This is a genomic window from Shinella kummerowiae (assembly GCF_009827055.1).
GTDB lineage: Bacteria > Pseudomonadota > Alphaproteobacteria > Rhizobiales > Rhizobiaceae > Shinella > Shinella kummerowiae.
Genome location: NZ_WUMK01000012.1, coordinates 42,745 through 57,313, shown reverse-complemented (window position 1 = coordinate 57,313; position 14,569 = coordinate 42,745). Strand labels below are relative to the sequence as shown.

The following is a 14,569-nucleotide window of genomic DNA, read 5'->3' as shown; positions in this document are numbered from 1 at the left end:
CGCCGGCTCAGCCGGTCTTCTTGCAGTTGACGCCCGGCGCGTTCTCGCCCTTGGTCAGGTCGTAGAGCGTCGCTTCGTCACCCTTGGTCCACCATTCGTAGCGGCCGCCGGTATATTTGGCGCCGGAGGCGGCCATCACGTTCGACGCAATGATCGTCTCTTCCGCGATGCGCAGGACGGCGAGCGAATTGGCGCCGACATTGATGTATTCGACGCTGATGCGCTGATCGGCGTCACACTGATAGTTCAGCGTCTCGCGCGCCACGCTTTGTTCCGGTCCCGGCAGGCGTATGACGATGTCCGTGTTGTTCTTCAGCGCGGCAAGACGGATCGCCGGGGCGCCTTCCTTGCCGGTCAGGTGCAGGATGCCGTTTTCGAGCCGCCAGGAGGTGACGGTTCCGAGCGTATCGAAGAACTTCTGCTCCTGGTCCATGATCGCCGGCGCGCACATCTTGCGCGTCGCGGCGGCCGGGGCAAAGGCGATATTGCCGTTCTGCACCTTCAGCTTGCCGCGATAGGTGTTGCAGCCGCCATTGCCGCCATAGGAGCCGTCCGGCTTGATTTCCAGCGTCGTCTGCAGATCGTCGATCACGCCGTTGCCGCCGATATCCTCGGCAAGCCATGTGCCGCCGAGACCACCCGGAACCGGCTCGTCGGCATAGGCCGGAGCCGCCGCCCAAAGGGCGAGGCAGGCGAGGGTCCATAGTCTCAGGCGTCGGTGCACAGATTTCTCCAATCGCGTCAGGCGGAAGACCGCTTTGCCGGGACGTTATGGCCGACCGGGCGAAAAGGTCAAGTCGCGGGTTCCAGAACACCGGACCTGCCTTCGCTTTACAGCATTTCGATGACTTGTTGCAGGCGTCTTTCGCCTGTAGAGCCATTTGTTGAAAACAAGAAAATCGCGGAAAACATCATGGCTCCGGACGCGCGGCAGAGACGCCGCATCACCATTCTCGGCTCGACAGGTTCCATCGGCACCAGCACGCTCGACGTGGTGCGCCAGCTCGGCGGGCGCGAGCGCTACGAGGTGGTGGCGCTGACGGGAAACGGCAATGTGGAACTGCTCGCTGCACAGGCGCGCGACTGCGGTGCGCGCCTGGTGGTGACGGCGGACGAGAGCCGCTACGCGGATCTGAAGGACGCGCTTTCCGGGAGCGGCATCGCGGCGGCTGCCGGGCGGTCGGCGCTGCTGGACGCGGCGTCCGGCGATGCGGACTGGGTGATGGCGGCGATCGTCGGCACGGCAGGGCTTGCGCCGACGCTTGCCGCAGCCAAGCGTGGAGCGGATATCGCGCTTGCCAACAAGGAATGCCTGGTCTCTGCTGGCGATCTCTTCGTGCAGGCTGTCGCGCAAGGCGGCGGGCGGCTCATTCCGGTCGACAGCGAACACAGCGCGATCTTCCAGGCGTTGGAAGACGACCAGCGGCATGCCGTCGAGCGCATCGTGCTGACAGCCTCCGGTGGCCCGTTCCGCACCTGGAGCCGCGAACAGATGGCAGGCGTCACGGCGGACATCGCACGCGCCCATCCCAACTGGTCGATGGGCCTGAAGATCTCGATCGGCAGCGCCTCGATGTTCAATAAGGCGCTGGAGATGATCGAGGCGAAGCACCTGTTCGATGTGCGTCCGGACCAGATCGAGGTGGTGGTGCATCCGCAGTCGATCATCCATTCGATGGTCGGCTATGTCGACGGCTCGGTGCTCGCGCAGCTCGGTGCGCCCGACATGCGCACGGCGATCGGTTATGCGCTGACCTATCCGACGCGCTCGGCACTCAATGTCGACCGGCTGGATTTCGCCAAACTGTCGCGGCTCGATTTCGAGGCGCCGGACGAGGATCGGTTCCCCGCCCTGCGTCTTGCCCGCACGGCGCTGGAACGTGGCGGGTTGCAGGGCGCGATCATGAATGCGGCGGAGGAAGTTGCCTTCCACGCCTTCGTCGGCGGGCGCCTCGGTTTCCTGTCGATGGCCGATATCGCCGAACAGGTGATGGACAAGCTCACCCACCTGCCGCCAGCGTCCTCGATGGACGATGTCTTCGCCGCAGACGAAGAAGCCCGACGGGTGGCCGCCGGGCTTATCGGATAATCCTCGCTTCGCTTCGCTTAGGCGACGGCACGAGCCAGAGCGCAGCGCGACCAGAGCGAATGCAGCGCGCCGACCAGATGGTCGATATCGGCGTCGGTGTGCAGCGGCGTCGGCGTGATGCGCAGGCGCTCGGTCTTCTTCGGCACGGTCGGATAGTTGATCGGCTGGACGTAGATGCCGAAATTGTCGAGCAGCAGGTCCGAGATCCATTTGCACTTGGCGGCATCGCCCACCATCACCGGCACGATGTGGCTCGGGTTCGGCATGTGCGGGATACCGTTGCGGTCGAGCAGTGAGCGCAGGCGGCGGACACGCTCCTGATGGGCGAAGCGTTCGACCTGGCTTTCCTTGAGGTGGCGGATGGCAGCACACGCACCGGCGGCGATCGCCGGCGGCAGCGAGGTCGTGAAGATGAAGCCGGAGGCAAAGGAGCGGACGAAATCGCAGAGTGCTGCCGAGCCCGCGATATACCCACCCATCACGCCGAAGGCCTTGCCAAGCGTGCCCTCGATGAGGGTGAGGCGGTGCATCAGGCCTTCGCGTTCGGCAATGCCGCCGCCGCGTGGGCCATACATGCCGACGGCATGCACTTCGTCGAGATAGGTCATCGCGCCGTACTTGTCGGCGAGGTCGCAGATCTCCTTGATGGGGGCGATGTCACCATCCATCGAATAGACCGATTCGAAGGCGATCATTTTCGGCGCCTTGGGATCGGCGGCGGCCAACTTGGCTTCGAGGTCCTTCAGGTCATTGTGTTTCCAGATCACCCGCTCGCATTTCGAGTGGCGGATGCCCTCGATCATCGATGCGTGGTTGCCGGCATCGGAGAAACAGATGATGCCGGGGATCTTCGAACAGAGCGTGCCGAGGGCGGCCCAGTTGGAAACATAGCCCGAGGTGAAGAGCAGCGCCGATTCCTTGCCGTGCAGGTCGGCGAGTTCGCGCTCGAGCAGCACATGGTGGTGATTGGTGCCGGAGATGTTGCGGGTGCCGCCGGCACCGGCTCCACACTGGTCGATGGCGAGTTTCATCGCCTCGGTGACCTTCGGGTGCTGGCCCATGCCGAGATAGTCGTTCGAGCACCAGACCGTGACGTCCTTCGGACCGTCCGCCGTGTAGCGGGTCGCCTTCGGGAAGCTGCCCTTCTGGCGTTCCAGGTCGGCGAAAACGCGGTAGCGGCCTTCCTGATGCAGGCCATCCAGCTCGTTCTTGAAGTAGGTCTCGAAGTCCATCCGGAGTCTCCTGTCCGGCGAAAACCCGGACATCATCGTCGTTGGCGGTCGTTCAATCGGCTACACCCGACGCCCTTTCGCTGCAACGGTATCCGCTGCGGCAAATCGGCGCCACCTTTGAACCATTCCAAAGTGTCTTAAGCCCCCAAAGGCCATTTCCTGTTGATGCATGTCAAGTCTGCATGAAAAAAGGACGGCCTCAACCGCCCTTTTAATCGAACCAGTTTCAGCTTTTTCGTGGAAGTCAGGCGGCTGCGACCGCCCGCTTGGCCATGACCTTCACGAGGTTCGCCCGATAGTCCGCGCTGCCGTGGATATCGGAGAGCAGGTTGGAGGCATCGACGTCCACGCCTGCGGTGGCATCGGCCGACCAGTTGGCGGAAAGCGCCTGCTCCAGTCCGGCATGGCGGAACACGCCGTCGGAGCCGGCACCGGTCACCGCCACCCGCGCGCTGCCATCGCTTGCCTTCGCCACGAAGACGCCGGTCATCGCATAGCGCGAGGCCGGGTTCGGGAACTTGGCGTAACCGGCTTTGGCGGGCGCGTCGAAGGTGACCGCCACGACGATCTCGCCATCCTCCAGCGCCGTCTCGAAGAGGCCGGTGAAGAAGTCGTCTGCGAGGATTTCCCGCGCGTTGGTGACGATCGTCGCGCCCAGCGCCAGCATGGCGGAGGGGTAGTCGGCGGCCGGGTCGTTGTTGGCGATCGAGCCGCCGATCGTACCCATATGGCGCACATGCGGGTCGCCGATATGCGAGGCGAGGTGGCAGATCGCCGGGCAGGCGGCTTTCAGCTCGGCCGAGGTGGCGACCTCGGCATGTGTCGTGCCGGCACCGATGCGCACCCGGCTGCCATTGACGGAGATGCCCTTCAATTCGCCGACATGGCGCAGATCGACGAGGTCGGAAGGCGCGGCGAGCCGCTGCTTCATGGTCGGGATCAGCGTCATGCCGCCGGAGACGTATTTTGCTTCGTCCGACGAGGACTGCAGCGTGACGGCGTCGGCGATCGAGGACGCGCGATGGTAATTCGTTGCGTACATGGCTTCCTCCGTCAGTTGGCCGCAGCACGCGCCGCCGCCCAGACCTTCTGGGGCGTTGCGGGCATGGAGAGGTCGTTGTTGCCGATGGCATCGGTGATGGCGTTGATCAGCGCCGGTGGAGAGCCGATGGCGCCGGCCTCGCCGCAGCCCTTGATGCCGAGCGGATTGTTCGGGCAGGGCGTGTTCTGGTGCGAGACATTGAAGGAGGGCAGGTCGTCGGCGCGCGGCATGGTGTAGTCCATGTAGCTTGCCGTCAGGAGCTGGCCCGTTTCCGGATCGTAGTGCACGCCTTCCAGCATCGCCTGGCCGATGCCCTGCGCGATGCCGCCATGCACCTGGCCCTCGACGATCATCGGGTTGATGATGTTGCCGAAGTCGTCGGCGGCGACGAACTGGATGATCTTCGTCTTGCCGGTCTCCGGATCGACCTCGACCTCCGCAATGTAGCAGCCGGCCGGGAAGGTGAAGTTGGCCGGATCGTAGAAGGCTCCTTCTTTGAGGCCCGGCTCCATGCCGGCGGGCAGGTTGTGTGCGGTATAGGCGGCAAGTGCCATCTGGAACCACGGCACGGTCTTGTCTGTGCCGGCAACCTTCAGGGCGCCGTTTTCGATGACGATGTCGCTCTCGTCGGCCTCCATCAGGTGGGCTGCGATCTTCTTCGCCTTGGCCTCCACCTTGTCGAGCGCCTTGACGATGGCCGACATGCCGACGGCGCCGGAGCGCGAGCCGTAGGTGCCCATGCCCATCTGCACCTTGTCGGTGTCACCATGCACGATAGAGACGCTGTCGATCGGCACGCCGAAACGTTCGGCGACGAGCTGGGCAAAGGTCGTCTCATGGCCCTGGCCGTGGCTGTGCGAGCCGGTCAGGACTTCGATCGTGCCGACGGCATTGACGCGCACCTCCGCCGATTCCCAGAGACCGACGCCGGCGCCGAGCGAACCGACCGCCGCCGACGGCGCAATGCCGCAGGCTTCGATGTAGCAGCTCATGCCGATGCCGCGCTTCATGCCGCGGTTTGCGGCTTCCGCCTTGCGGGCCGGGAAACCGTTCCAGTCGGCAGCCTTCATCGCCGCCTCCAGCGAGGCTTCGTAGTCGCCGGCGTCATAGTTCATGATCACCGGTGTCTGATGCGGGAAGGAGCGGATGAAGTTGGAGCGGCGGAGTTCTGCCGGAGAGACGCCGAGTTCGCGTGCTGCCGTCTCCACCGTGCGCTCCACCAGATAGGTCGCTTCCGGTCGCCCGGCGCCGCGATAGGCGTCCACCGTGGCGGTATTGGTATAGACCGCGCGCACATTGGCGTGGATCGCCGGGATGTTGTACTGGCCGGACAGCAGCGTGGCATAGAGATAGGTCGGCACCGAGGAGGAGAAGAGCGACATGTAGGCGCCGAAATTGGCGATCGTGTCGACCTTCAGGGCGGTGATACGGTTGTTGGCGTCGAAGGCCATCTTGACCGTCGAAACGTGATCGCGACCGTGCGCATCGGTCAAAAACGCTTCGGTCCGGTCGCTGGTCCATTTCACCGGAACGCCTGAACGTTTCGAGGCCCAGAGACAGACGATTTCCTCTGGATAGATGAAGATTTTCGAGCCGAAGCCGCCGCCGACATCCGGGGCGATGACGCGCAGCTTGTTTTCCGGCGCCACATTGTAGAATGCGCTCATGACGAGGCGGGCGACATGCGGGTTCTGGCTCGTCGTGTAGCAGGTATAGTGGTCTTCGGCGGAATCGTAGATGCCGAGCGCCGCGCGCGGCTCCATCGGGTTGGGCGCCAGTCGGTTGTTGACGATCGTCATCTCGGTGACATGGGCGGCTGCGGCAATCGCCGCATCGGTCGCGTCGGCATCGCCGATCTGCCAGTCGTAGATCAGGTTGCCGGGTGCCTCGGGATGCAGTTGCGGCTGGCCGGCTTCGAGCGCTTTCACCGCGCTGGTGACGGCGGGCAGCACGTCGTAGTCGACGACGACGGCTTCGGCGGCGTCGCGCGCCTCGCCCAGCGTGTCGGCCACCACCACGGCGACGGCGTCACCGACATAACGCACGGTCTCGTGTGCGATCGGCCGCCAGGCGCCCATCTTCATCGGCGAACCGTCCTTGGAGTGGATCATCCAGCCGCAGATCAGGTTGCCGATGCCGTCGTCCAGCATCTGCTTGCCATTGAGCACGGCGACCACGCCGGGCATATCCTCCGCCGCGGACGTATCGATGCTCTTGATCTTCGCATGGGCGTGCGGCGAGCGCACGAATGCGGCATAGCGCATGCCCGGCACGGACATGTCGTCCGTATACCGGCCCTGGCCCATGAGAAACCGTTTGTCTTCCTTTCGCGCGACGCGCGCGCCGATGCCTTCGACACCCATCTTGATCTCCTCCAGAGAATGGAGGCAGTAGGCGTTCGCCAATAGGAATTAGGGTCATGGCCGCCCTATTGGCTCCTGCCTATTGCCCAATGCCTTATTCTGCAGCCTGCCGGCCCGCCGCACCCATTTCCTGGGCGGCGGCAAGAATGGCTTTCACGATGTTATGGTAGCCGGTGCATCGACAGATATTGCCCTCGAGGTTGTCGCGCACTGTCTTCTCGTCGAGCTCCGCACCATGGCGGTTGATCATATCGATCGCGGTCATCACCATGCCGGGCGTACAGAAGCCGCATTGCAGGCCGTGATGGGCCTTGAAGGCGGCCTGGACGGGGTGAAGCTCGCCGTTCGCAGCCAAGCCTTCTATGGTGAGGATCTCGGACCCCGCGGCCTGGGCCGCGAGGATGGAACAGCTTTTCACGGCTTTGCCATCCATATGCACGACACAGGCCCCGCATTGGGAGGTATCGCAGCCGATATGGGTTCCGGTAAGGCTTAGATTGTCGCGGATGAAGTGGACAAGCAGCGTGCGGTCCTCGCACTCCTTGCTCACCTTCCGGCCATTGACGGTCATTGCCACTTTCGCCATTCGTTCCTCCCTGGCGGTTCATTGCCCGCTGGGGTCGATCGATCCGAAGGTCGTATGCAGCGGGCGCCTTCACGACGCGGGCTGGGGATCAGGCGACACCAGCATTCTCAATTCGCGTGCATTGCATTCCGGCAACGAGTGTTGCGGCGACAGTTCCTCCACCGCCGGCGCAACCTCAACAGTCATATCATTTGACGTTTTGCCACGCCGATCAACCGGTACTTTCAGGCTGGCGCGAAATTTCTCGTGACCGGTATCGGCGGGGTTAAGCAAACGAAACGGAAACGATATTTATTCGGCCAATAAAAAAATAGTTGTATGCCATGGACTTCCCCATTTCCGGCTATATTTTCGATGTCGGACAGACCTGACCGTCGACGACGGCCGCGGTATGTTATCGGAGTAGAAGGGGATAGTGCGGACCCCGGAAAACGCGGCCGCCGCTCAACTTTGGAGAACATCTTCATGAAAAAAGTCATTGCGCTCGTTCTGGTCGGCCTGGCCGTGGCCAGCTGCACGCAGACGGAAAAGGGTGCGGGTATCGGCGCCGTCTCCGGTGCGATCATCGGTGGCGCGGTCACCGGTAACGTTCGTGGCGCGGCTGTGGGTGCTGCCATCGGCGGCGTCTCCGGCGCTGTCATCGGCAGCGTCTCCGAGCAGCCCGGCCAGTGCTACTACCGTGACCGCTACGGCCGTCGCTATATCGACCGTTGCCCGTCGGGTTACTGATACCCGATCCATGCAACCTATGCGAAGCCCCGGATATGATCCGGGGCTTTTGCTTTTGAATGCGGGCAGAAAATCCCGATCAGCGCTTCAAATCTCGTTCCCGGCCGTGTAAAACCGCCGTTAACATTACGGAAAACCTAACACGTTAGGGTCTTTTCCTGCCTGAAAGCTCTGGATGAACCAGGGCGCCTGAAGTCTGTGACGGAAGCTGTTCGGTCCGCCGTGAGCACCGCACCTTACGGAGAAAGGCGACGGATAGCTGCGGATGCGGGATAAAGTGAACCGGCCGGAAAAGAGTTTTGCGTTTCTGAGAGCTGGCACCGCCCTCGCGGTCGCTGCAGCGCTTGCGCTCGGCCCGGTATCCGTGACGTCGGCATCCGCTTTCGAGATCTTCGGCATGAAGTTCTTCGAGAAAGAGGAAGAGACGACCGCTGTCATCGATCCGGTCAATTACACGCTGACGCTCAATCCGGGCACCGATGACGACGACCTCAAGGAGGCGATCGAGAACACCGCGCGACTCAAGCAGGACGAGGGCACACCGGTGTCCGGCGATCTCGGCCTTGTCATCAAGGCGCGCGACGACCGCGACCGCATCCTGGCGGCGCTCTACGAAAACGCGCGTTATGGCGGCGTGGTGAATGTCACCATCGACGGACAGGATCTCGATTCCCTGCCGCCGAGCCCGGAATTCGGGCGGCGCGGTTCGATCCCCGTGTCGATCAGCGTTGAGCCTGGTCCGGTCTTCACCTTTGGCGACGTGGCGTTTTCCGGCGATGCCGAAGGGCGCAACCCGGCGGATTACGGCCTGGTGCCGGGTGCGCGTGCGGATTCCACCCTTATCCTGAAAGCCGGCGAACAGGTCGTCGTGGACCTCAAGGCCGAGGGACGGCCGCTTGCCAAGCTTATCGAACGCAATGCCACGGCGGATCACAAGACGCAGACCGTGGATGTCGTCATTGCCGCCGAAGGCGGGCCGATCGCGCCTGTCGGCGAGGTTGGTGTCACCGGCACCAAGACCGTCGATGCGAATTTCGTGCAACGCTATTCGCGTATCAATGCCGGGCAGCCCTATTCGCCGGAAGCGCTCAACAAGGCGGCGGAGCGGCTGCGTACGCTCGGCGTCTTCTCCAGCGTGACTATCCGCGAGGCCGACAAGCTCGCGCCGGACGGTTCGCTGCCGATGACCATCGAGGTTTCGGAAGGCAAACACCGCTATTTCGGTGTCGGTGCGCAATATTCGAACACGGACGGGATCGGCCTGCAGGGCTATTGGGGCCACCGCAACCTGTTTGGCGAAGCCGAGTCGCTGCGCCTCGAAGGATCGGTCAACCGGATCGGCGAGTCCGATCTGGGCAACCTCGATTATTCGACGGCCATTCTGTTTTCCAAGCCCGGCGCTTTCGGCCCCGCCTCGACGTTCAATGCGAGCCTCAAGGCGTCCATCGTCGATCCCGATGCCTACAAGGCATTCACGACCACGGCTGCCGCGGGCGTCGCCGTCGAACTGTCCGACAGGGATACCGTGAGTGCCGGCGGTGAACTGATGTGGAGCGACGTCGAAGACGCCTTCGGCAAGAACAAGTACCTGACAGCCAGCATCCCGATCGAGTATGTGCGCGATACGCGTGACGACAAGCTCAATCCGACCGAGGGCTACCGCCTGCTGATCAATGCGAAGCCAAGCTACGAGACCTATCGCGGCACCTTCTTCTCCAGCTTCGAAGGGGCCATTACCGGCTATCAAGCGCTGGGTGCGGAAGATCGCGTCGTGCTGGCCGGCAAAGTTGCCGGGGGCACGATCATTGGCGGCGACAAGCTTTCCGACATCCCGGCGACGCGGCGCTTCTTCCTCGGCGGCGGCGGCACGGTCCGCGGCTATGGCTATCAGGAAATTTCGCCGCGCAACGGCAAGGACGAGCTGCTCGGCGGGCGCTCCTATGTGGCGGCCTCGGCCGAAGTGCGCATCGGAGTGACCGAGACGATCGGCGTCGTGCCTTTCATCGACGTCGGTACGGTTTCGACGGACGAAGTGCCTGACTTCAACGACATTCGGGCGGGCGCTGGCGTCGGCCTGCGTTACGCGACGCCGTTCGGCCCGCTCAGGCTCGACGTGGCGGTGCCGCTGAACAAATATCCCGGCGGAACCTCCTTCGGGATCTATGCCGGTATTGGCCAGTCCTTCTGACTGCGGCCGCAATTTTCGTCTAGACTCTTGATCGGCTGCACGATTCGGATTCAAGACGTTGAGGAGCGACTCCCAGCGCTCCCCACACGCGAAATGGATGAAGCATGAACAGGCTGTCCCGAATTCTCCGCGCCACGCTCCGCTATATCGGCTATGGCCTGGCCCTTCTTCTGGTTGTTCTTGTCGCGCTCATCGGTTTTGTCGGTTTTACCGATGCCGGCGCGCGATTTGCCGTGTCCTATGCGGAGAAGATCGCGGCGGCGAGCGGGCAGGTCATTTCGATCAGCGAACCATCCGGGCTGCTGACAGGCAAGCTGCGGGCCGGCACGATTACCGTCGGCGACGACAAGGGCACCTATGCAGAGATCCGCGACCTCGCCGTCGATTGGTCGCCGCTCCAGCTTTTGTTCTTCAGCTTCGACGCCAGCCGTGTTTCTGCCTCGTCCATTTCCCTGTTGCGCCTGCCGGAGCCGAAGGCCGGCGCTGAAAAATCCGATGCGCCCTTCACCCTTCCGGTCGAAGTGCATATCGGCAGGCTGGAAGTGCCCGAACTGTTCGTTTCCGCCGCGGTCGCCAAAAAGGACCAGCGCCTCGTCGTTACAGGCAGCGGGAATGCGACGGCCGACAGCGTCGCGGTCAAACTCTCCGCATCGGAAACGGCGCGGCCGGATGCGCGGGTCGCTGCGGACATCGTGTTCAACCCGGCGGACAATGTGCTGCGGCTCGAAGCCGACGTCGCCGAGCCGAAGGGCGGCCTACTGGCCGCGCTGCTCAAGCTGCCGAACGACCCGGCCGTGGGCATCCGCCTGACGGGGGACGGTCCGCTGTCGCAGTGGACCGGGCGTCTTTCCGCATCGCTCGACGGCACGGAAATGCTGCGGGTCGATGGTCGCCACGATCTTTCGGCCGAGGGCCTGCACACGGTCGCGCTGAACGGCGGCGGGACGTTTGACGCCCTGATGCCGCCGCAGCTGCGCCCGCTGTTTGCCGGCAACACCGGTATCGACGTCGTCGCGGCCTTCGACGGGTCGGACATGCTGCGGATCGAAAAGGGGTCGATTGCGACAGGGGCTCTGACGCTCGGCGCTTCGGGTACGGTCAGCGCCAAGGGCGCGAACGATCTCGACGTCAAGCTTGCCGGCAAGGATGGCCCGATCGATTTTCGCTGGCCGCTTGCCGAGGGCGATGCCCGGGTGCTGATCGAGGGCGCCGATATTTCGCTGAAGGGCGAGGCGACAGCCGCGGCGCTGGAGGCGAACGCGACCGTGGTTTCGGCGGAACTGCCGGCCGGCCGGATTGATAACATCCGGCTTTCGGCAACGAGCGACGCCTTCAATGTGGCAAGCCAGTCAGGCCGCATCGATGCGACGCTGGAAACCGGCACGACGACCTTTGCCAATGCCGATGTCGATCGCATGGTGAAGGGTCCCGTGAAGCTCGTGACCACGCTGAACGTCTCGCCTGGCGAGATCGCCTTCGATCCCGCGACGCTTGAAAGCGCCAGCATCGGCGGCACGCTGTCCGGCCGTTACGGCATCGAGAGCCGCGAGGCGGACGTCAACTTCCGCCTCTTTGCGATGCCCGCCGTGTTGCCGCCGGCGCTGTCCGGCAAGTTCGACACGACGATCGCGATGGAAGGGCGGGTTCAACTGGCGGGCGATGGCGCGGTTGAGGTCTCCGGTCTTCAGGTCAAGTCCGGCACGCTGGAAACGGCAGGCTCCGTGTCGCTCGGCAACGGCAATCTCGACGCGGCCTTGACCGGCAAGGTGCTGAACCTCGGCAAGCTGCTTGCCGATGCCGCAGGCGAAGCGGCCTTCGAACTTTCCGCCACCGGCCCCGTGCAGGGGCTCGACGTTTCGGCCAAGGTCACGTCGAGCGGTGCCACGCTGTCCGGCCGCACCCTGAGTGACCTCGTGGTGACGCTGACCGGCAAGGCTGTCGCGGACAGTCCCTCCGGGGAGTTGACGGCGACGGGCGCGCTCGACGGCCAGCCGATCAATGTGCGTTCCAGCATCACCTCCGAGGGCGGGCGCATTTCCGTGCCTGTTCTTGAGGCGGAGATCGGTCCGAACACGCTGAAGGGCTCTCTGGCGCTTGCGCAGAACTTCATGCCGGACGGAACGATCCGCTTTGACTTCCCCGATCTCGGCCTGCTCGCGGCGATGGCCGGCCAGCAGGCGGCCGGCGATCTTTCCGGTCTGGTGGAGATCGCGACGACGAACGGCAAGACCTCGGCCACCGTACAGGCCGCGGGTTCCGCCATCCGGCGCGATGCGGTGAGCATCACCAAGCCGTCAGTCGACCTTGCGGTCGCCGATCTTGCCACCGCCGCGATCACCGGTTCGGTGCGCGCCGAACGCGTCGCCTCGGGTGAAAATCGAATTGAAGCGCTGCGCCTCGATTTTTCGCGCGAAGGGCAGGCGACCAATTTTGATCTGACCGGCCGGCTCGATGGCGCGCCGCTGGTGACGAAGGGCAAGGTTCTCCAGCGTGACGGTGGCCTTGATATCGCCTTGCAGACGGTCGAGGCCGCACCGCGGCGTATTGCCTTGAAGCTTGCCAAGCCGACGACGATCAAAGTCACCAATGGTGTTGCGGCGCTCGACGCGCTGACCATCCAGGCGGGCCGCGGTTCGGTGGCCATCTCCGGCCGCGCGGGCGAGACACTCGATCTGTCGCTGCGGCTCAATGCTTTGCCGGCGGCCCTCGTCAACAATTTCGCGGCAGGCCTCGGGGCGGACGGTTCGATCGGCGGTACCGTGACGGTCAAGGGCAAGGCAGCGGCACCGGTCGTCAACTATGCGCTGGATTGGGACGGCGCCGTCACCAGCCAGACGCGTGGTGCAGGGATCGGCGCACTCACCATCAATGCCAAGGGCGAATTCGCCAACAACCAGGTGCGGCTCGACACGGTGCTTTCGGGCGGTGGCGGCCTGTCCTTCCGCGGCGGCGGCACGGTCGGCATCGGTGGAGCAACGCCGCTCGGGCTCAAATTCAATGGCACGGTGCCGTTCGGCCTGCTGCAGGGGCAACTGTCCGCGCAGGGGTTCGTTCTGACCGGCAATGCCAATGTCGATGTCTCCATCGGCGGCACGGCGGCAGCGCCTTCCGTCACCGGCAGCATCACGGCGGGCGGTGCCCGTCTCGTCGATGTGCGCCGTAACCTCGCGGTGGAAAACCTGACGATCCGCGTCACCATGGACGGGCGGCAGGCGGTGATCGAAACCGTCTCCGGCAAGCTTGCGAGCGGCGGCCAGCTTTCGGCCAGCGGCCGCGTCGGTATCGATCCGGCAAGCGGCTTCCCGGTCGACGTGGCGATCAAGCTCGGTGACATCACCTATGTCGACGGCACGCTGGTGACGGCGAATGTCGCCGGCGATCTGACGCTGAAGGGACCCGTGGCCGCGCTGGCACTCGGCGGCAAGGTGCGCATCAACAAAGCGAACATCACCATTCCGCAAAAATTGCCGGCCTCGCTCTCCGAGATCGACATCAAGCACCGCAATGCGCCGGTCGACGTCAAGCGCATGACCGCGGACGTCCAGCGCGATCAGGGCGGTGGCGGTGGCGCCTCGCGTGGCATCGCGCTCGATCTGACCATCGACGCGCCGGGGCAGCTCTTCGTGCGCGGCCGCGGCATCAATGCGGAAATGGGCGGGAGCCTGAAGATAACGGGCACATCCTCGTCGCCAGTCGTGTCTGGCGGTTTCGAGCTGGAACGTGGGCGCATGGAGATCCTGACGCGCCGCCTCGATTTCACCACCGCGCATATCGGCTTTGCCGGCGGTCTCGTGCCGACGGTGAACCTCGTTGCGGGCAGTTCTGCCGGCACGACGGAAATCACCGTGACGGTGGCAGGTGTGGCGAGCAACCCGACCGTCACCTTCGCCTCCTCGCCCTCTCTGCCGCAGGACGAAATTCTGGCGCAGCTCATCTTCAACCGGTCGATGTCGAACCTTTCGGCGGTACAGATCGCCCAGCTCGCCTCGGCTGCCAGCCAGCTTGCCGGCGGCAAGTCCACCGGCCTGCTCGACAGCCTGCGCAGCAAGCTCGGCGTCGACGATCTCGACATCACGACCGATGCGGAAGGGCGGGCGGCTGTTTCGGCCGGCAAGTACCTCAACGAGCGGACCTATATCGAGTTGAAGCAGGACCCGGAGACGAACGGCGCGAAGGCGGTGATCAACCTCGATGTCGGCCGCGGCCTCAAGCTGCGCGGCGAAGCCGGCAGCGGCGGCAGTGCCGGTGCGGGTATCTTCTATGAGAAGGAATACTGAGCTTTTCCTGCACGTGCAGGTCGACTCACCCACTGCCACCATCGGCGGAATTGATCCGAGGGT

General features: G+C 64.0%; 9 protein-coding genes. 4 read left to right on the top strand and 5 right to left on the bottom strand.

Annotated features, from left to right (window positions below; translation table 11 throughout):
- Positions 1-7: 7 nt before the first annotated feature.
- On the bottom strand, positions 8-724 hold the full coding sequence (locus GR138_RS30710; protein ID WP_160862273.1) for an META domain-containing protein: 717 nt from the start codon (positions 722-724) through the stop codon (positions 8-10).
- A gap of 189 nt (positions 725-913) precedes the next feature.
- Here GR138_RS30710 and dxr point away from each other — a divergent pair, with 189 nt between their 5' ends.
- Positions 914-2,089, top strand: coding sequence for a 1-deoxy-D-xylulose-5-phosphate reductoisomerase (gene dxr / locus GR138_RS26515; protein ID WP_160862272.1), 1,176 nt, complete (start codon positions 914-916; stop codon positions 2,087-2,089).
- A gap of 17 nt (positions 2,090-2,106) precedes the next feature.
- Here dxr and hemA read toward each other — a convergent pair whose 3' ends face one another.
- The 4 genes from hemA to GR138_RS26495 form a co-directional block, all read right to left on the bottom strand.
- The gene (hemA, locus tag GR138_RS26510; RefSeq protein WP_160862271.1) at positions 2,107-3,321 is read right to left on the bottom strand and encodes a 5-aminolevulinate synthase; all 1,215 of its coding nucleotides are present in this window, start codon (positions 3,319-3,321) and stop codon (positions 2,107-2,109) included.
- A 244-nt stretch (positions 3,322-3,565) separates the two neighbouring features.
- Positions 3,566-4,363, bottom strand: a complete 798-nt coding sequence (locus tag GR138_RS26505; RefSeq protein WP_160862270.1) for an FAD binding domain-containing protein — start codon at positions 4,361-4,363, stop codon at positions 3,566-3,568.
- 11 nt (positions 4,364-4,374) lie between these two features.
- Positions 4,375-6,726, bottom strand: coding sequence for a xanthine dehydrogenase family protein molybdopterin-binding subunit (locus tag GR138_RS26500; protein ID WP_160862269.1), 2,352 nt, complete (start codon positions 6,724-6,726; stop codon positions 4,375-4,377).
- Between the two features lie 94 nt (positions 6,727-6,820).
- A complete protein-coding gene (locus GR138_RS26495; protein ID WP_160862268.1) occupies positions 6,821-7,312 on the bottom strand; it encodes a (2Fe-2S)-binding protein in 492 nt (163 codons plus the stop codon).
- 465 nt (positions 7,313-7,777) lie between these two features.
- On the opposite strand from GR138_RS26495, the gene GR138_RS26490 reads away from it, so the two are divergent.
- From GR138_RS26490 to GR138_RS26480, 3 genes are all read left to right on the top strand, one after another.
- Positions 7,778-8,041: a YMGG-like glycine zipper-containing protein gene (locus GR138_RS26490; RefSeq protein WP_064331830.1), complete on the top strand. Its 264-nt coding sequence runs from the start codon at positions 7,778-7,780 to the stop codon at positions 8,039-8,041.
- 265 nt (positions 8,042-8,306) lie between these two features.
- The gene (locus GR138_RS26485) at positions 8,307-10,229 is read left to right on the top strand and encodes an autotransporter assembly complex protein TamA (protein WP_160862267.1); all 1,923 of its coding nucleotides are present in this window, start codon (positions 8,307-8,309) and stop codon (positions 10,227-10,229) included.
- A gap of 104 nt (positions 10,230-10,333) precedes the next feature.
- Positions 10,334-14,506, top strand: coding sequence for a translocation/assembly module TamB domain-containing protein (locus tag GR138_RS26480; RefSeq protein ID WP_160862266.1), 4,173 nt, complete (start codon positions 10,334-10,336; stop codon positions 14,504-14,506).
- Positions 14,507-14,569: the final 63 nt, after the last annotated feature.

Bases quoted from the DNA above. Each gene is read 5' to 3' on its own strand.
- dxr (WP_160862272.1), top strand. From the start codon at position 914: ATGGCTCCGGACGCGCGGCAGAGACGCCGCATCACCATTCTCGGCTCG.
- hemA (WP_160862271.1), bottom strand. From the start codon at position 3,321: ATGGACTTCGAGACCTACTTCAAGAACGAGCTGGATGGCCTGCATCAG.
- GR138_RS26505 (WP_160862270.1), bottom strand. From the start codon at position 4,363: ATGTACGCAACGAATTACCATCGCGCGTCCTCGATCGCCGACGCCGTC.
- GR138_RS26500 (WP_160862269.1), bottom strand. From the start codon at position 6,726: ATGGGTGTCGAAGGCATCGGCGCGCGCGTCGCGCGAAAGGAAGACAAA.
- GR138_RS26495 (WP_160862268.1), bottom strand. From the start codon at position 7,312: ATGGCGAAAGTGGCAATGACCGTCAATGGCCGGAAGGTGAGCAAGGAG.
- GR138_RS26490 (WP_064331830.1), top strand. From the start codon at position 7,778: ATGAAAAAAGTCATTGCGCTCGTTCTGGTCGGCCTGGCCGTGGCCAGC.
- GR138_RS26485 (WP_160862267.1), top strand. From the start codon at position 8,307: ATGCGGGATAAAGTGAACCGGCCGGAAAAGAGTTTTGCGTTTCTGAGA.
- GR138_RS26480 (WP_160862266.1), top strand. From the start codon at position 10,334: ATGAACAGGCTGTCCCGAATTCTCCGCGCCACGCTCCGCTATATCGGC.